This is a genomic window from Bradyrhizobium sp. BLXBL-01 (genome assembly GCF_051853025.1).
Taxonomy (GTDB): domain Bacteria; phylum Pseudomonadota; class Alphaproteobacteria; order Rhizobiales; family Xanthobacteraceae; genus Bradyrhizobium.
Genome location: NZ_CP182471.1, coordinates 2075226 through 2093649, shown reverse-complemented (window position 1 = coordinate 2093649; position 18424 = coordinate 2075226). Strand labels below are relative to the sequence as shown.

General features: G+C 57.5%; 16 protein-coding genes. 8 read left to right on the top strand and 8 right to left on the bottom strand.

What is annotated here, in order from left to right:
- Positions 1–2: 2 nt before the first annotated feature.
- From ACNJYA_RS09615 to ACNJYA_RS09600, 4 genes are read right to left on the bottom strand one after another with little or no spacing between them, the layout of a single operon-like run.
- Entirely contained in the window at positions 3–1973 is a 1971-nt protein-coding gene (locus ACNJYA_RS09615) for a trypsin-like serine peptidase (RefSeq protein WP_439402651.1), read from the bottom strand.
- On the bottom strand, positions 1970–3148 hold the full coding sequence (locus ACNJYA_RS09610; protein ID WP_439402650.1) for a trypsin-like serine peptidase: 1179 nt from the start codon (positions 3146–3148) through the stop codon (positions 1970–1972). Before ACNJYA_RS09610 ends, ACNJYA_RS09615 begins: the two co-directional genes overlap by 4 nt.
- A 14-nt stretch (positions 3149–3162) precedes the next feature.
- Positions 3163–5007, bottom strand: a complete 1845-nt coding sequence (locus ACNJYA_RS09605; RefSeq protein ID WP_439402649.1) for a phospholipase D-like domain-containing protein — start codon at positions 5005–5007, stop codon at positions 3163–3165.
- On the bottom strand, positions 5007–5243 hold the full coding sequence (locus ACNJYA_RS09600) for a carboxypeptidase regulatory-like domain-containing protein (protein WP_439403413.1): 237 nt from the start codon (positions 5241–5243) through the stop codon (positions 5007–5009). The genes ACNJYA_RS09605 and ACNJYA_RS09600 overlap by 1 nt, the downstream gene beginning before the upstream one ends.
- 353 nt (positions 5244–5596) lie before the next feature.
- On the opposite strand from ACNJYA_RS09600, the gene ACNJYA_RS09595 reads away from it, so the two are divergent.
- Together ACNJYA_RS09595 and ACNJYA_RS09590 are read left to right on the top strand one after the other, a co-directional pair.
- Positions 5597–6574 carry a trypsin-like serine peptidase gene (locus tag ACNJYA_RS09595; RefSeq protein ID WP_439402648.1) on the top strand — a complete coding sequence of 326 codons (978 nt, stop codon included), beginning with the start codon at positions 5597–5599 and terminating at the stop codon, positions 6572–6574.
- A gap of 360 nt (positions 6575–6934) precedes the next feature.
- Entirely contained in the window at positions 6935–7390 is a 456-nt protein-coding gene (locus ACNJYA_RS09590) for a helix-turn-helix domain-containing protein (protein ID WP_439402647.1), read from the top strand.
- An 851-nt stretch (positions 7391–8241) separates the two neighbouring features.
- Here the strand turns inward: ACNJYA_RS09590 and ACNJYA_RS09585 are convergent.
- Complete coding sequence (locus tag ACNJYA_RS09585) at positions 8242–8664, bottom strand: hypothetical protein (RefSeq protein ID WP_439402646.1); 423 nt, start codon at positions 8662–8664, stop codon at positions 8242–8244.
- A 12-nt stretch (positions 8665–8676) separates the two neighbouring features.
- Entirely contained in the window at positions 8677–9834 is a 1158-nt protein-coding gene (locus ACNJYA_RS09580) for a hypothetical protein (RefSeq protein WP_439402645.1), read from the bottom strand.
- A 1001-nt stretch (positions 9835–10835) separates the two neighbouring features.
- Between ACNJYA_RS09580 and ACNJYA_RS09575 the strand changes: the two genes are divergently transcribed.
- Complete coding sequence (locus ACNJYA_RS09575; protein ID WP_439402644.1) at positions 10836–11078, top strand: hypothetical protein; 243 nt, start codon at positions 10836–10838, stop codon at positions 11076–11078.
- Between the two features lie 50 nt (positions 11079–11128).
- Here ACNJYA_RS09575 and ACNJYA_RS09570 read toward each other — a convergent pair whose 3' ends face one another.
- Positions 11129–12475, bottom strand: coding sequence for a tyrosine-type recombinase/integrase (locus ACNJYA_RS09570; protein WP_439402643.1), 1347 nt, complete (start codon positions 12473–12475; stop codon positions 11129–11131).
- Positions 12476–12994: 519 nt separating this feature from the next.
- On the opposite strand from ACNJYA_RS09570, the gene ACNJYA_RS09565 reads away from it, so the two are divergent.
- The 5 genes from ACNJYA_RS09565 (at position 12995) to groL (ending at position 16860) form a co-directional block, all read left to right on the top strand.
- Positions 12995–13723 carry a DUF6602 domain-containing protein gene (locus ACNJYA_RS09565; protein WP_439402642.1) on the top strand — a complete coding sequence of 243 codons (729 nt, stop codon included), beginning with the start codon at positions 12995–12997 and terminating at the stop codon, positions 13721–13723.
- A 204-nt stretch (positions 13724–13927) separates the two neighbouring features.
- A complete protein-coding gene (locus ACNJYA_RS09560; protein WP_439402641.1) occupies positions 13928–14092 on the top strand; it encodes a hypothetical protein in 165 nt (54 codons plus the stop codon).
- Positions 14093–14309: 217 nt separating this feature from the next.
- Positions 14310–14615 (top strand): hypothetical protein, encoded by a 306-nt coding sequence (locus tag ACNJYA_RS09555; RefSeq protein ID WP_439402640.1) that lies wholly within the window; start codon positions 14310–14312, stop codon positions 14613–14615.
- Between the two features lie 243 nt (positions 14616–14858).
- Positions 14859–15173, top strand: coding sequence for a co-chaperone GroES (locus ACNJYA_RS09550; RefSeq protein WP_025037205.1), 315 nt, complete (start codon positions 14859–14861; stop codon positions 15171–15173).
- Positions 15174–15219: 46 nt separating this feature from the next.
- Positions 15220–16860, top strand: coding sequence for a chaperonin GroEL (gene groL, locus ACNJYA_RS09545; protein WP_439402639.1), 1641 nt, complete (start codon positions 15220–15222; stop codon positions 16858–16860).
- A gap of 323 nt (positions 16861–17183) precedes the next feature.
- Here groL and ACNJYA_RS09540 read toward each other — a convergent pair whose 3' ends face one another.
- Positions 17184–18395, bottom strand: coding sequence for an AAA family ATPase (locus ACNJYA_RS09540; protein WP_439402638.1), 1212 nt, complete (start codon positions 18393–18395; stop codon positions 17184–17186).
- Positions 18396–18424 lie beyond the last annotated feature (29 nt).

Here is an 18424-nt window from a genome sequence, read left to right as displayed (position 1 = left end):
TCTCACTGGCCTCGGATGAAGCGACGGACGTATTCCGCGAGATAGGCACGAACGATCTTGTTGTCACGGATCGCGTCATTCACGAACGTGCTACCCATATTCTTCAGAAGAGATGGTGGGATACTAGCCGCACGCTCGATTGACCGCCAGCCGAGTGATAGGCAATCGGCAAAATCTTGAGCAAAATTGGTGTTGGTCGCATGTGACAGGTCATCCACGATGGGAGAGTGTCGACTGGGTGGAAATACGTTGTTGGGCGAACCAAGCAAGAGCCATCTAAGTTGTGGAATTTCTGGGGTCACTTGCGCGACATCTGGAGGACCCATTAGGGCCGAAACGAGGTCATTAAGATTCTCTGCCCAAGAGACACGCTCACCTTCTAGAACCGCCGCGTCGACAACAATCCAGGCGGGATAACGCGAAGGGATACGAGCTTGATCCGTTGCCAATTGCTGCGACAGCCACGCCGGAAGATCGTTACTCAGCCAGCGTGACACGGGTTCGGTTGGCTTCGGGTCAGGGATGCTGGTGATGTTAGGAAGTTGAAGTTCACCGGCGAGTACTTTGACAAAGGCCTTTGGATCCAACGTGCGCAAATCTGTCGGGCTAATCCGGATCACGGGGACGCCCGTTCCGACGATGCGGCGTAGAAGATCAATCGAAAAATGCCGACCACTGTCCTTCACGCCAACGACTTGAATCAATCGGTCCCCAGTGGGAGTCATCATCTTCTGAACCGTCTCCCGAAAGGCTTGGCGCCCGATGATCGGCCGAGGGTCCTCAAGATTCTCCGAGAGGGACCAATAACCCGGATCGTCATCAGTTGGCGGAGATAAAGAGACCACAGGGGCCGTCTTGAGATCCTCGAAGATCAGATCTATCCGAACGCCTTGGTTCATAGTCGATGAACCATCCTCATTTGTGACCCTCGCGTTATGAAGCGCGTATAGTCGCCCTCTTCGGTCGACGGCCGGGCCACCGGAAGCTCCCCTTTCGGTATTCACCGTATACCATATGCGAGTTTGGCTTGGGTCTACCTTGTCGTAGACACCAACGTCCCACAATTGCTCGGCTCCTTCGGGATGCTGGAGCACAACAATCCTGCTTCCGACATCATCCAAAAAGCTTACACCACTATCAAGATTGAGCCACCCACGCATCGAGCCACCACTCCGCCTCGACGGAGCTTTTCCGATCTCTCGCTCAAGCTTAATGATGGCATAGTCAAATCGCTTGTGTGCCTGCGTCGCGTAGGGAAAGATACCTTCGTTATCGAGCCTGTTGCGAGCGCGGATCAACCACCCATTGCGTAGTGCTTTGACCATGGTGCTTGAATGCGGGCGCGCGTCGTCAGGCGGCACTCGTGGGCGCGGCGCTGACAGATAGTCGAAAAAGCAGAAGATTTCGTTGCAGCCGTCCTTAGCTCTTATGCTTTGTTCTTCCCCCTCCCCAGTAATTTCCAAAAATTCACGTATAACGTGGAAATTAGTCAGAACGAGATCGGGGCCAATGAGAAAGCCCGTTCCTCGAAGGCCGTTGACCGGATCTCCCAGCGCAATCGCACATACTGTCCGCTGCACACGGGGATAGTAGAGCTCGATAAAATCATTCGAAAAGAAGGGATCGTCCGCTGCGTGTAACGTAGCTTGTAGTCCAGCAAGATCCTCGGGACGCCGCCCGGCCAAGATCTCATTCACGCCTTGCAGAAGGTTCCCGTTGCGGGTTTCGGTCCGGAGAATAGACACAGCATCGGCAAGCCGCCCTTCATGTTGCATGCGCTCGACCAGCTGTATCGCCAACATCGGCGGCGCCGGCCTGTTACCGATGATATCTGCCACCGCTTGTGCTCCAAGCACCCGCTCGCCCAAGAGCTGGACGTTGCGCGGCACGAGTTGCTCGGCCAACAGCCTGGCAAGATCAGCGCGCTGCTCAGGGCTGAGTGTATCGACCGGAGCTGGGACGTGTTCATTCATGGTGATCGCTTCAAAATTGGAACGGCAGGATGGCTACCAAGGCGAGCGAACGCGATGGCGTAATTAGTTGAACCGAGGGCATTCGCAATCCCCGTCGTTAATTCCTTTCCGCCGAAGTGGAGCCCTACGGCCACATGACCTCCTGAACCAACGACGGCTATGCAAGAACCCGAATTACCGGACAACGTAGAACTATCATGCAATAGAATGGGTCGCGTCGGATCGATGCCGGTCACGAGACCTGGCGAACAGCGTTTTCGGCCATCGACATCCCCGAAAAGCTTGCGTGCTTGCTCATTTGCATTTGGCCAGTATGGGTGCCCGACCGCGTAGATTTCCTCGCCTTGGAACTTAGTTGGCGATTGCGGGGTTGCTGGAAGAACCTGACCTAGCGCGGCCTCACTCCAATCGATCTGTATGGCGGCAGGCAGTGAAGTGCATCCGGGCATCACCTTGAAGATTGCCATATCAACATCATCGGGATTGGCGCAAAATAGAAGGTCGCCAAGGCCACAAAGCGATGGGCCTCCAACTCCATCCGTGTACGCGAAATCAACAACGGGCTTCTTATCCTTGTTCACCTTCCAGCTATCTGGAGACGCTGTCCGGTCGACTACCAGACTTTGCGCAACGTGCCGGTTAGTCACGATCAAATCTGGCCCCACCCGCCAACCGGTCCCCAAGACCGGTACGGAGGAACCTTGCGAGCAATAGATCCGTCCGATGCTGCTCGATAGCTGATTGATCTTCTCTCGTTCTTGGGTGATGAGGACCACCCATCGAGAGTTATCGCCTAGCCGATTGGGCGGCAGTTCGACACGACTATCCCGATAGCGCAATGCGGGACGGCCAACGGTCTGCACGATGAGCTCAAGCGCTGAAAGGTCCTCTTCCGACGGCTTGTGCGTTGGTCCTTTGCCAAGTGCCGCTCGTGCGGTATCGATGGCCTTTTTGGCTGTTGCTATTTCAGCCGGCCCCGGTCCTGCGGGGACCTGCGGACTGCCAGGCGCGAGCTTCGCTAGCTGGCTCGCGACGGCCTTAGTCAACTCCGCATCCGGAATCGGCCCAGATCCGAAGCTCGACTCGAGGGTGCCACCTCGGGTCAGCAAAGTCCGCGCCCTCTCGACCAGACCATCAGGGGCCGTACCAGAGGCAAGGTCTCCGAAGCTTTCCATCTAAAGCCTCGAGGCTATCCGTACCAAGCATTCCATGGCACCCGGACCATACCGACAGGTGTCGGATCTCCGGGCTGTGCCACTATCGGAGCAGTCTCCTGTGCACCAATGGGCTTGGTAAGGTTAGCCCAATCGAATTGGAAGACTGCGTCATAGTAGGCGGCAATCTCCGCGTCGTCGAAGATCAAACTGGCGTCGCGATTGATCTGCGTCCCATCGCTCGACCAATTCTGACTTCCGACTACCGTCAAATGGCCGTCGACCAATATACCCTTGTTGTGCACTGGACTAACCTGGCGGCGCCATCGCGAGCTATCCCACCCTAGTGCCAGCACGAGATCTACATCGGCGTCGGCTTCGTTTCGCGTATCGACGATCACGCGAACATCGACGCCCTTCTTCATGCGTCCGGCTACTGCTTTGAGGAGATCGCGGTATAGATCGTTATTCTTCGGCCCGCGTATGTAGCTATACTGCATGTAGAGGGTGTCTTCAGCAGAATTGATGAGCTCGAGAATCGCTGGCCCGTAATTGTCAGGCGTCATCAGCGGCTGCACTTTGATCGCATCTTCAGCGCTCCGAACGATGTGCTTGGTGGCAAACGGAGCTGGCTGCACCACTCTGGCCTCGGCTTGAATCAACGCGCTCTCTGGCACGAAGAGCTCCGGCATGAGCGGAGCAACCTCTTCTTCCGCTACCTTCGCTGCCGTATCGAGATCGTAGAGAATGAAGCCTTCGAATATTTCCGACAGCTCGGGGTTCTTGATCACAACATGCCATTCGCGATTTCCGAGCCGATAGATGGTCGGGCTTGGACCTGCGGGGACCTGCGGCTGTGAATGAGGACTCCAGTTCCCGCTAGATAGCCACATCGCTTCGCTGTCCTGCACCGCGACTTTCGAGTGAAACGAGTTCGCAAAAATCCTGTGTGGACCACTCACTACGGCCTTTGCGTAGTTGAAGCGCTCGTGATTCCAAGCTCGCTTTAGCTTTGCTACCGAAGAAGTCTCGTTCGTATTCTCCTGAAGCACGAGTGACAGCTTGGCATCCGGCGTGTCACGACCGAGACCCACAAGCTCCTTGATGATGTAATCCGCCGTCATTTCGTACATTGTCACCGAGAGGCTCGTCTTAGTTCCGAGCAGAAAGGCTTTTAGAGTCGACCAACCAGCATCGGGACCAATATGACAAAGAACATCCCGGATTTTGCACGCTTTGAGCTTGATGCCCTTCGGCGGCTTGTAACCAATCTTCGGCGTGGCTCTCGCGGCCTCCGACACGGGGGCCTCCGAAAGTATTTCGCGCCACAGCGAATTAACCGCCGTAGCCGGAGTGGCGGTAGCGGCCTCTGCTCGGCCTTCGCCGTCGCCCACAATCTCTCGGGGGTCGGCGACAACCACATCCACTGGAATACTTTCGATTGCTCTCGGGATGACTGCGGCAGGAGCAAGCTCATCCATGTCGAGCTTCCGACAAACTGAAACAACTATGGCTGGCTCGCTCGTCAGATGGCCGGCGGCTCTACGGAAGCCCGGCCTTACTGAAACAACGTTGGGGATGGCCGTCAGGGCGGCACTATTCTGGTCGATCGCAGCGAATACCGGCGCAAAGCGGGCTTGCTGCGACACTGTGGAAGTCTCCGCAGCGCCGACTTCCTGCAATAATTTCGCTTGTTCAATCCGGGCTACAGTCTGCTGGCCCGTGAAGGATATAGTTTGACCGATCACAGCGGCCAGGTTTTCCCTTGTTTCGTCTGATGCAAGAACGAGCTCAGCGACCAAACCGCCAGACCTTAGAAGAAAACGATCCTCGGCACGTTCAAGTACGCCTGAAAAGACAGTCAGCGAAGGCGTTGTCATCAGCTTCCCCCTAACTTTATTCGTACTGAAATTGTCGTCTGTCCTGTCACTTCGACATCTTGCTCCATGCTAGGAAAACCAGATGTCTTCACAAGTAGACGGTAAATCCCGCTTCCTCGGACACCCAACGTGAACTTTCCATTCGCATCGGTAAGAAGCGCAACGTCCTCATGTTGAGGACCCTTCACAATCATCACCCTCGCACCGGCAATTGGCTCGCCGTTGGGACCGATCACCTCTCCTGCGATCACACCCGCGCTCACGGCTCTACAGCGCTCTACGTTTTGCAGCGAGCGTGGGTGTACAGGCGCCGTGCTTCAAATAATCGGGAGTCCCGATGTGCGACGACGCACTGACTTAAATCCAATACCGCCCCGCTCGCGGCGTGCAGTTACAAAAATCGTCGCTGGCGCCTAAAGTCGCAAGCTACTCAAATTTGCGCGCAAACCTTGTTTTCCTACCCTCATCAGACTATTCATACTTCTTTACCACAAGTTGTGACCCAGCGGAAGCGTCACGTTCGTTAGGATGACAATTAGCCGCCGCCGACAATGGCCGCGGCCTCAATTTGTTTTTGCAGGAGGGATATATGCCGACGAAGGCAACCGCAAAAAAGGCGACGAAAAAGGCGCCGGCGAGGAAAGCCGAAAAGACGGTCACGCCAACCGGACCGCATACTCCCATCAGCAACGTCGCCATCGAAGCTGCGCCGGCGCAAAAGCGATTGATCTCGCCTCCTGAGGTTGGAACGGCTGAAGGTGAAGTAAAGCCGCGCGAAGCGGTCGAAGCGCTTCGGCCGGAGGTGGTAGCTGAGGCGGCGACTGCCTCCGAGGCACCCGCAGCAACCTTGGTCGACATTGGCGCAGCGTCGTTTAGGGAAGGCATCACCCTCGAAACTGTTCATGGCCAAGACAATCGGATCCAGGTCACGGAAACAGATAAGTACCCGTATCGGATCAATGCTTCGCTGCTGATCACTGCACGTGATGGCTCGCAATGGATAGGGACTGGCTGGTTCATCAGTGATCGGACGCTCATTACCGCGGGCCATTGCGTCTACATAACAAACAGCGGGGTGCCAGGCCGGGACGGCTGGGTGAAAACAATCCAAGTGATGCCAGGGCGAAATGGCACGGAACTGCCGTTCGGTTCTGTTACGAGCAGCCACTTCTGGACGGTCAAGGGTTGGGCGGATTCTGGCGACGAGAATTATGATTATGGGGCCATCATCATTCCCACCGAGCTAGGGAAGACCGTGGGGACAATCGGCTACGGGAGCTTCGAGGACTCAGGTCTGGTCAATGCGGTGGCTAACGTCACCGGTTATCCGGGCGACAAGGATGCCGGCACTCTGTGGTACGATTCCAAAGCAATTGCCAGCGTCAATCCGACCAAGGTGGTCTATGACATCGACACGGCCGGCGGGCAAAGTGGCGCTTGTGTGTACATTATCCAAGACGGACAGCGCATTGCCGTAGCCGTCCACGCCTATGGCGGACCAGTAACGAATTCTGGGACTCGCATTTCGCCACCCGTCTATCAGAACTTGACCAATTGGAAGCAGTAGGCCGCTGTTGCGATCCCGCAGTCTGAATTTACGCTTCTAGAGCGGGTCTCGAGCGATTGAATCGTTTGGGATTCCCAAATCAGGCTGGTTCTGATTCAAGCTGTCTGCCGGCGAAGGAGGCCGGCGGGCATGGCAATAACCTCTTCGTGTGTTCACGGTGCCGATTGTCTTCAACCCTGATCGGCCAGTCCTCCTGGCTGTCGAGACTCCCGGCCTTATGGAATTTATTCTATAGGCCCATGTCTCGGGACGCCATCTCTTTATGGAAAATTTTCCATAGCCAATTTTGGAATCCGGTGGCCTACCGTGCAAATGGCACGGAGGGACGTTCACGCAGCGTGACGCATTCTGGCGCAGAACGTGCGTCGGTTACGGCTTGCGCACGATCTGAGCCAAGAGGGTCTGGCGCACGCCGCGGAGCTGTCCCAAGACCAAATCAGCGACATTGAGAATGCAAAGCATAGCGTCACGTTGGACAATATTCCGCGGTTGACCCGGCGCTTGCGGATTATCAGCTTCCTCGCTGCGATCGGCTGCTTTGCGGCCGCCGCTGGCATCTCGTATCTCGGCTTCGAGGTCTGGCCGCCAAGCGCCACGCTGGCAGACGGCAGGAGCGCCCTATTCCCGCCGGCAGACATCCAAGTCTGCATCAAAGCGCGTGGTCTGGCCCGGTTGGCGAGAGGTACTCTCACAGACTCGCTGCATCGAGGATTCGCTCGGATCCAGTGGCCGCCAGATCCGACCGTGCGGGATGGCTCTCGCTCCATACTTGAATTCGAACTCATCGCTCGGGTGGTCGGGGTGACATCACCGTAAGCGCGCTCAGGCGTACGGCCAGCGAAGAGGATCGGGCGCTGGGAGGGATTTTCCGCGGAGGATCGCGACTATCGAACCTTCCTCCGCGCTCGCCAGCACTACCGTTGGTCGAGGAATTGTTTGAGGATTCCAAAGCGCCGGCTTCATCGCGAATGCATCGATACGCTGCCAATCTAGCTAAAATCTATCCTGAGCAAACTACTTGCCCGCCAAACCAGCGATCCGTCCGCAAAGCCGGTTGTTAAGCGCTCAGACTGTTGCGTTGTAAGGCGACGTATAGTGCCCATCGGCATGGCTTTTGCCGATCTTTCAATCTTTTACGTTAGGTCGGCGTTGCTCGTCTCAAGGATCGCTCGAGCCAGCATCCCCGAGCCCTGCTCCGACAGTTGGGATATTGCGGACTTAATCGAGCTCATCAACCAATCGACCCCTTTCCCTCATCACCTTCTCGCTCAGGTCGACGTCAGCGCGGCTTGATCGGCGGGGAAAGCCTTTTGCGCTTCGGAAGGTACGTCATCGAACAGCCGATCGATCGACAAATTCGAGAAGATGCGCCGGAAGGTTCCCTCGACAATATCTGGGCCAAACGCCCAGCTACAGAATCGGGGGGCTTTCGGCCGTCCCTAGGATTGGCGAGGGATAGAAGACGTTCGGCCATGCCGTCTACATGATGCTGCAGGACGACATTCATCGCGCCTCGCTCTGAAAGGGTTTTCAGACCTGGTCGCTGGCATGGATCACGCTGATCCTGGCGGTGTCGTTCACGCTGCTTGCGATCGCCGGCCTGCGTTGGGCTTGGATCCGTGCGCGCGCGATATTGTGGCCGGCGCCCGACGCCGCGCGATCACCTCTTATCCGCGCTCCACACGTCCCATAACGCACTGGTTGGGATCGCCGTCGTCGGCTGCAGCGGCGGTGGCGGAAGCAGTTCTGAACATCGTATCTTCCAGCGTTTTCTTGCGGGCATTGACGATCTGCTTGCCGACCGCGTTCGTGTGAAGCCCTTTCGTGGCGACGAAATCCTTGACCAAGTTGACCGTCTGCGCGGGAATGCGTACTTCGGCCCCCTTATTTTTGATTGTTCTGATAAACGCCGTGAGTTTGTCGTGGTTCTCGATCATCTTAACGACCTTGATCACGTCGTGAAGTGCCATCACGACCGAAGCATTTTCCGGAACATACTGAGGGGTGACTGGTTCGATTGGTTTGGCATTTCGCTTCGGGGATGAAGCCTTCGTCTTTCTCTTCGCTTTGCTCTTGGTCCTTTTCGGCATGCTGATACTCCTCTATCTTGCGACAACGATGTTGGTTCGGAACAGGTTGAGCGTGAGGGCCTGATTGACGGCGTCGGCGGCGATCGCCTCTGCGGACGTCCTCGGGCGAGCGCTGATGAGCAGCAGGCTCGGAAACGCTGGGTATGCTCGAAGTTGTCCAAGGGAGCGCAATCCGGGCTTGGTCACGGCGACGCCCATGGTGATCTTGTGCAGATCCGTTCGGATAGCCTCCCCGGTGAACGACGCGTCCACAACTTGCAGGCCCGGGGTGACCTGCGTGAACAGGATCGATGGGGTGACACCGCCGCTGACCATGGTCTGGAATTCGAGCGCATCGACCAGAGTTGGTGGGCCCTTCGGCTCGTCCTTTGGTCCTCCAAGATTATCAAAGATCGACATATTGATGAAATCGCCCAGGAAGCCTTTCACGCCGATATTGCCGGTGATCGGGTAGATGTAGTCCGGCGGAACGAGATGGGTGTAGTTGCGTCCGATCGACTCGCCGCTGCAGTAGTGTTCGGGCAGCTTTAGAAGTCCGCCGAAATTATCAGTGAGCGTGAAGAGGCGTTGGTTCTTGCGGGAGCGGTCGGCCTGGCCCTTTAGGCCAAATTTCAGATTCGAGTCCGTGAACGGCTTGAGAAGATTTAATTCCGCACGGAGATTGTTTGCCTCGGTCATCTCGAGGTCGAACGTGTAGGCAACGCCCGCCGTGTAGAACGTATCCACGACATCCCTGACATGGCCGTGGAAGAGCTTCGGCTCAAATTGAGCGATCGGGCGGCGTCTATTCTTGAATTCCCACCCGATGGCGTGGGCTTGAGGATCGACGCGGCGATTCTTCAGGTTTTCGTCCGCCGTCAGCCAGCCGAGCGTGAGGTCGATGATGGCTTGCCGCGTTTCGCAGCGGATCTGCTTCACGATAGTTGGCGTTGTGACCCCGGATACGTGTTCGGGTAGCGGTCGAATTGCACATCCGGCGACAAAAATGGCCGCTGTAAGCGGCAATATCCGCAAAAGCACGGCGCACTCCCGAAGAATGGCTTTGTTATTAAAAACTGAATTATTTGAAGGAGAGACTGCATCAATATCGATTGCGAGTCTGTTGCTGGCACGCAACAGTTGTCGCGTAATGCGTTGCGGCGGCGACTGGCATCCTTCCTCCGTTGCCAACCTATTATCTCGATCTCGAACGAGCGGGAGATTTCAATCGTCAGATGGACTGAGTCGGCATCGTCGGCCTTGCCCGCCGGAGCGCCTATCTCCGAACGTGATTTGTTGCGCATCGCGCGTGATTCCACAGCCGGCGACGTCGCCGCAATTATCAATCGGTGGAGCTAACTGAACTACTGATCGAGGGTGTTGATGAGCGCGACAACAAATAATCGCCAGCTTTAGTAAAGGACTAGACGCTAATGCTGTGATATGCCCGCTCTGCTTGCAGAAGCGGACATCACGCTCACCGCAAGTTCGAAGTCCACAGCGTCTCCCGTGTACCACGGGTGGAATAAATGACGCGCGGGAGACTATACATCGCTCAAGCGCCTGCGAAGGCTACCGTTTTGCTTGGCTGAGACCTAGGGAGGGATTCTCACCCCCGTTTTGCAGCCGGCCACCAACCCAGAAGGCTGAACCGGCGAAGAACGCCGAACAATCAATCACAACGCCAAATTGCTTCTTGCGTAACTGGGGCAATGGTCCGTCACTGATTGCGCGAGATCTCGCTACAGCCAGCCACAAAATCCACCGTTTGAAAAACCGTTTTAATCTTTCTTTCTCAACGGTGAGCTTTTGTAAGTGCTTGATTTGAATGGCGCGCCCGAAAGGATTCGAACCTCTGACCCCCAGATTCGTAGTCAGTCGGCGGCTCGCGCAGGCGGAGTTGAGCTCAACGACATTCAGAGCAACCCACCTATCTGCACGACTTAGCCGCCGATTCAACGACCTCAGCATTAACTTGTTCACCTCGGGTCAGCCCTCTGCGACCGTGATGGGTCGCGCGAACTTATTCCTAGATTAGCCGTGAGAGAGATTTTCGCCTCCAACAGGAACGGCGTTGGTTGTGGCCGATGGACCCACATCGACGGGTTCAGCGAGAATTTCATCCGCTACATCCGGGAGATCGAAGCCCGCGACTGATGATAGCTGGAGCGCCGATGAAGAGGAGACGGGCCATGACGGGAATGCACAAGGCGCAACGAGAGGTGCCAGCGCCAACGCAGCGGCTGTTCCTGACACGCCGGGAGGCTGCCATCGAATTGCGGATGTCGTTGGCAAAACTGGACCGCGTGATCGCGCGCGGCGAACTGAAGGCAAAGAAGCACGGACACTCGGTGGTAGTGATGGCGAGCGAGATCACGCGCTATATCGAGCAATGGCCCGACGTACAACCGCGCGCCGTTGGTAGCGCGCGGTGAAGACTAATTTTCAGCTAGGAGCCTTCCGTCGCGTCTCCAACGCCGCATATTCAGGCGACCGCCTTGAGCTGCGGCCTCGGCCGCGCAAGGTGGCGCTCCCATGCATTCATGATGCCCATGCGGGGCTTCCAGAGCCGATTGCGCCGGTAGGCGCGCTTGACCTTGTCGCCCGGATTGTGTGCCATGCAGTAGCCGATGGCATCGGGATTGAACTTCATGGTTTCGCCGTCGTCCTGCAGCTCATTTTCCGCCCACGTCTGGAAGGTGGCGCGCATGCCGTGCGGCGTCGCGTTCTTCTTCAGCGTATCCACCAGCAGATCGCGCATGGTGTTTTCCGAGATCGGCTGCTCGAACGGATTTTTGAGCTGACTGGCATCGCCGGGCCACAACAGCCCGACCGGCTGGCCGGGGAAGATTTCTTGCAGGTACGCAATCTGCTCCTTGAGCACGGCGACGAGACGCGGCAACATCGGCAGGATGAACGGATGGCCGTCGTCATCGACCTTCATCAGGTCGTTCGGCACCGTCCATTTCGGTCCCGGCCGCAACGGATCGTCAGCACCGCCTTCCAGATCGAGATGGTCGATGTGCAGATAGCGCACCGCATTGGTGCGCAGGTTGGAGAGGATCAGCGCTTCAAGCGCGCGTGCCGACTGGCTCTTGATGGCGCGCAGCTCGACCATGAACTCAGGCATCTTCTCTCCGTTGAGCGCTTTCATGGGTCCGCGAATCCGCCCGCGCTTTTTGACGGGCTTGCCGAGCACCGCGACGATAGCCTCAACGCTTGCCGGATCGCCCATGGGACGCAGTTCTTCCCTCGCCGCCGCCTTCAAGACGCGGGCAACCAGCGCACGCACTTCCTCGGCCATCGCCGGCTTGGCGTCCCAGATCGGACGCATGACGTCGAGCACCTCGGGCGTGCCGATTTTCTCAATCGGCAGGTCGTTGATCGCCGTGCAATAGATCGGAATGATCCGCTTCATGCCGGCGGCATCCTTGGCGTTCTTGCGCTTGTCAGCCCACCCTGCGACGACTTTCGTGCCATAGGTTTCGAAGGTCGGGCCGGTCTTGCGGCGGCCCACGCCTTTGGTGGCCTCAGGATAGATGCCCTGCTTGATGTCGTCCTGCAGTTTGAGATGCGCGGCGAGCGCGGCACTGTAAGAGAAATCCTCGACGCTGCCGAGTGGCGTGAGCTTGGGCTGGCGCTTCTGGCTCTCCTTCAGCATGTGCTTGGGCTTCTCCCACTGCGAATAGAACAGACGCGAGTTGCCGGTCACGAGCAGTTTGAAGCTCCGATGGTGTTCATCGGTATAGAGCTTCTGCTTGCGCTTGCCTTTCTCGTCCAGCCCGCCGTCCGGCAGGGAGTGAAGATTCTTGGCGTTGAAAAACTTGGTCATAATTTCAGAACTTCCCAAGTTCGATTGGGCTCAATGCCCAGTCACTCTTCGAGGGATTATCTAGTTTGATTCCGTTTTTAATTCAAGGCGGCCCGAGGCGGGTGACGAGAGATGCGGACGCAAGACATGGTTTGAGGAGAACAGCCTCGTATTAACAAGGTCTTGTCGTCAAGCGCACGATGCGAGGGAAGGAGATGGGAGAAGGATTGAGGAGGCTTGATAATACCGGTGGCTGGGGCGGGAGGGATCGAACCTCCGAATGGCGGAATCAAAATCCGCTGATTTCTCTTTAGTTTTCAATGCCACAGCGGAACTTTCTCCATTCATTCACCCATTGATGATACTTGTGAAATTCGCGCATTCGGAAAGCCCGATATCTCATCAAATGAGTACTGTAGCAGGTCGGTGGCCGATCGCTGTGGCCACGTAACCGCTCGATGCGGCGGGTCGAAGAATTGGTGATGCGAAATGACGCCCAGATCGGGTCAGCACCTCACGTACTTGCGGATGCTCCAACTGATGGCGCGCCAATCGCGTGACGAACTCGCGACGTTGATGCCTCATATGGGCGAACGCGGCCGGATTGCCGAGGAAATTATCAAAGGCATCCTGACGCGCGTCCTCCCGAAGCGCTTCTCGATAGGGACGGGGGTGATCATCGCCGCCAACGGCGAGGCCAGCCCGCAGGTCGACATTGTGATCTATGACAATTTCCACAACGCTCCCTTGCTATCTGAGTTCGGCGCGTGTCTTTTTCCAGTTGAGATCGTTTATGCGACGATCGAAGTGAAGTCGCGCCTCGACAAAACTGAATTTGAAAATTCGCTAACAGCAATTCGGAAAATTCGCGCGCTAGGAAAACAACGGCACTACATCGTTCCCAATCTTGTGGGCGGGGGTGGCCGGATCGTGGCTACGGAGCCAATCAAGCAAATACGTAATGTCCCACCGCGCAACTACGTCCTAGCCTTCGCACAAGAGGGCTTCGGGGACACGTTTGCCGAGTTTAAGGAGCGGCTCCAAGAGAGGCTCGAGAATCCCGACACCTTCATCCATGGGGTCTGCATTCTAAAGGATGACTGGTTTGCCGGACGCATAGCCTACAAGCCAGCGTCCGAGCTCTACGGCTGGAGTTCGGATGGCTTGCTCCGCTTTTACGCGTCCCTTCTCAAGGGGCAGCAAAACTACACGGTTCACCCCATCGACCTGGACGCTTACCTACCCGACGACACAGTGGAAAGTTCCTAGTCCAACGCGCCCTCCCCTTTAGGCCCGGTGGTAGCTGACTAAACAAAAAGGAAGGCCGCCTCATCGGGCGGCCTTTTTCATTTACTCCCTGCACCAGGATTTCGCCGGAAAAAGTTTGATGACAACAACCTTGTTCCGTGCTGACGCTCGGGTTTCAGTAAACTGCTGGTAGCACTGATTCCCATGGTTGCTTTGAAGGACGCCATGATGGCCCGTGAAGTCCTAGAAGCTGTCGAAAAGCTGCTGCAGTTCGGCGGCCACACAAACCCAGACGCGCCGATATCCAGAAAAGATTTGCAATTAGTCCTCGCTGCCGTCGCCACGGCTCGCCGCGGGCGGGTCGGTTTCGGGCCCGTCTGGTTCACCTGATTTCGCCGAGCATCCGGCGGACCCTCTCAGTTAGTCTCTGCACGGCTCCTTCGTCCCCGACCCCACATGCCGCGTTCCAGTGCCATTCCTGTCTGCCCTCGTTGCAAGAGCCGATGACCTTGTCCGCAAGTCGTGATGGTAAGGGAGCCCGATGTGGCGCTGCTTCAAGTGCGAATCTGCCGATTAATCCCGCTCTGATCTAGCGCCGCGAGAGGCGATGGATTTGTGGCTCTGCCTCGCAAGAGCTAACACGTTACGCCGATGTCCGGTGTTCCAGTCCGAGGACGAGAAGCGGAACTACGGAAAGAAGCTCGACGGGTGGCGCGTCCAGCGCTTCAAGCCGACGCAGATGCTGTCATCCGTCCATTCTCAGGTCGCGGTCTTGCTGCGGCGCGCGTGGGGCGCCGGTCTTCGCATCGTCACGGCCTCCTCCGCCAAGAAAGACGAATTGAAAAAAATATATCGACGCAGCGGCTATCGCCGACCTGGTGGATGTGGCGACGTGGTCAGAGGACGTCGATGAGTCCAAGCCGGCACCAGATATCTTCGATGTCGTGCTGAAGAAGCTCGATTTCGAGGCTGCGACGCGATGGCGATCGTTAACGAGTAGCCGATCGCGCGGCGGGAGTGCCAATTTCTTCTGCTAGAAGCCCTTGCTCCCGCAAAATTCCCGTCCTATTTTTGCCTCGCCTGTGCTAGCACTCGCGGGCAACGACTGCTAATCATCTAAAAATCCTCAACTCGTGCAATTACTTAGGAGGACTGCATGAAATTCCGTCCGCTTCACGACCGCGTCGTGGTCAAGCGCATCGACGCAGAAGAGAAGACCGCTGGCGGCATCATCATTCCCGACACTGCCAAGGAAAAGCCCTCCCAGGGCGAAGTCGTCGCCGTCGGCCCCGGTGGCCGCGACGAAGCTGGCAAGCTGATCCCGATCGACCTGAAGGTCGGTGACCGCGTGCTGTTCGGCAAGTGGTCCGGCACCGAGGTCAAGATCGACGGCCAGGACCTGCTGATCATGAAGGAGAGCGACGTGATGGGCGTTCTCGAAGTCAGCGAGTCCAAGAAGAAGGCGGCTTAAGAGCCCCTCTCCTCCCTCCAGTCAAACCCTCAAGGAAAAAATCCAGATGGCAGCCAAAGAAGTCAAATTCTCGGTTGAAGCGCGCGACAAGATGCTGCGCGGCGTCGACATTCTCGCCAACGCGGTGAAGGTCACGCTCGGTCCGAAGGGCCGCAACGTCGTGCTCGACAAGTCGTTCGGCGCTCCCCGCATCACCAAGGACGGCGTCACCGTCGCCAAGGAGATCGAGCTCGACGACAAGTTCGAGAACATGGGTGCGCAGATGGTGCGCGAAGTCGCCTCCAAGTCCGCTGACGCGGCCGGCGACGGCACCACCACCGCCACCGTGCTCGCCCAGGCCATCGTGCGCGAAGGCGCCAAGTCGGTCGCTGCCGGCATGAACCCGATGGACCTCAAGCGCGGTATCGACCTCGCTGTCGAAGCCGTCGTGGCGGACCTCCAGAAGAACTCGAAGAAGGTGACCTCGAACGACGAGATCGCCCAGGTCGGCACCATCTCGGCCAACGGCGATGCCGAGATCGGCAAGTTCCTCGCCGACGCCATGAAGAAGGTCGGCAACGAGGGCGTCATCACCGTCGAGGAAGCCAAGTCGCTCGAGACCGAGCTCGACGTCGTCGAGGGCATGCAGTTCGACCGCGGCTACATCTCGCCCTACTTCGTCACCAACGCCGACAAGATGCGCGTTGAGATGGACGACGCCTACATCCTCATCAACGAGAAGAAGCTCTCCTCGCTGAACGAGCTGCTGCCGCTGCTCGAGGCCGTGGTGCAGACCGGCAAGCCGCTGGTCATCGTCGCCGAGGACGTCGAGGGCGAGGCTTTGGCCACGCTTGTTGTGAACCGTCTCCGTGGCGGCCTGAAGGTCGCGGCCGTCAAGGCTCCGGGCTTCGGCGATCGCCGCAAGGCCATGCTGCAGGACATCGCGATCCTGACCGGCGGCCAGGCGATCTCGGAAGACCTCGGCATCAAGCTCGAGAACGTCACGCTCAACATGCTCGGTCGCGCCAAGAAGGTGATGATCGACAAGGAGAACACCACGATCGTCAACGGCGCCGGCAAGAAGGCCGACATCGAGGCTCGCGTGGCCCAGATCAAGGCGCAGATCGAGGAGACCACCTCGGACTACGACCGTGAGAAGCTCCAGGAGCGTCTGGCCAAGCTCGCCGGCGGCGTCGCGGTGATCCGCGTCGGCGGCGCGACCGAGGTCGAGGTGAAGGAGCGCAAGGATCGCGTTGATGACGCGATGCATGCGACCCGCGCGGCTGTCGAGGAAGGCATTCTGCCGGGCGGCGGGGTCGCCCTGCTCCGTGCCTCCGAGGCGCTCAAGGGCCTGCGCACTAAGAACGACGACCAGAAGACCGGCGTCGAGATCGTGCGCAAGGCGCTGTCCTGGCCGGCTCGCCAGATCGCGATCAACGCCGGTGAAGACGGCTCGGTCGTGGTCGGCAAGATCCTCGAGAAGGATCAGTACTCCTACGGCTTCGACTCCCAGACCGGCGAGTACGGCAACCTCGTCACCAAGGGCATCATCGACCCGACGAAGGTCGTGCGCACCGCAGTCCAGAACGCCTCCTCCGTGGCGGCGCTGCTGATCACCACCGAGGCCATGGTCGCCGAGTTGCCGAAGAAGGCCGCTCCCGCGCCCGCCATGCCTCCCGGCGGCGGCATGGGCGGCATGGACTTCTGATCCAGCCGTTCCGGCGAACGACCAAGTGCGAACTCCCGGCGGCGATGCCGGGTTTTTTTTGTGCGCTCTCGCAACTTCCCTTCGTCATCGGGCTCGCGCTACGCGCGCCTCGGAAACGACGATCACCTTATCCGTGGAAATCTACGGACGCGCAGCGTCGTCAAGCAGGAGGAAGAAATGGGTGGGAGCCGATTGATGACGTCTTGGAATGGTCAAGAAGCTCTTGCCCTGGAAACAGGATGCCCTAAGGCTTCTCGCGATCAGCAATGAGCTTACCGAGGTCGATGTCAATGAATTGCTAGCACCGGTCAACTCCACAAGGTCTATTGGATAGGTGGCAGCATGCGAACGCATTCATCAATGACATACTCGGGGATGCTCTCGAACTTATGCGGATTGAGCTGCATCACGTACTCATTCTCGATGTGGTACGACTCGTTGATAAATTTCCGGATCACATCATCGTCGTGTTCGATGTTGAAAATCCGGAACAGCTGGATTTTCTCGTAGCCGACATCCGTGGCCGCGAATTTGGCGCGGATGGCGTTCACGTCGTTCACCTCGGCGACCAGCGCATCATAGTTGAACGCTGGTAGGTGCTCTTTTCGGATACTTTCCTCTGCTGCCTGTTTCTCTTCCGGGGTCATGTTCCGGTTTTCAGTTGCCGTCTGCAGCGTGGGAACGACGCGGCCTTTGAATAGGCTTGCCAACAGATTGTACTCCACGCCGACTTCATCACGCAGTTCATAATCGCGCCGGAGATAAATGGCCTGCAGGATCGGGTCCTGCAGCGTGGCGATGTTAGCCCTGCAGACCCTGGCAAAGGTCTGGATGTCTTCCCTTGCGATCGGCACTTCTTTCACAATGCCGCCGCGCGAAGAAAGAAAAGATGCCGATGGTTTTGCCCCCTGGAACACCTCCTTAGTACTTTTGATAACATCGATGGCGGGCTCGATGTCGTGGGTCAGCAAAAGCGTCGTCCGCCCTCTCAGGCTAGCCTTGCCCTGGAACAGCTCGTGCAGGATGGCGAACTTCTTGCTCTTGTCGAACGACGAAATGGGGTCGTCCAGTACCACCAAATCCGGACTTTCGCTCAGCACTTGGTGCATGAAAAGAACCAGGGCGAAGGCGTTCTTTTCGCCGTAGCTCAGATGCTTGGACGCAGTTTCCAGATGACCGGCCAGATCCTGATGCACCAGCTTCATTTTGTAGGATTGCTCCTCCGGAACGATCTCAACGACGTATTTGTACCCGGCGGACTTCAGGAACGTGTTGATGCTGACTTGGTTGGCCTCTATCGCCTTCTTGATCTTCGCCTTGTGCTTGTTGACCTTTCCGGTCAGGTCGCCAACCTTCGTAAGCAGGTCTTCAAGCTGCGCATTGACAGGATCTATGATGCTCCGGGTCCCGGGGGAATCGAGCTTGTCCATGAGCGCTAGGTCGATCTTCAGCGGGGTGATCTTCTCACGGTTTTGGTCCACGTCTCGCAGAGAGAAAAAGGAGATGGCCCGGAGACCTTCCAGCTGGGTGATCATGCCGTCGATCTCGGCCTTGAGGCTCGTAA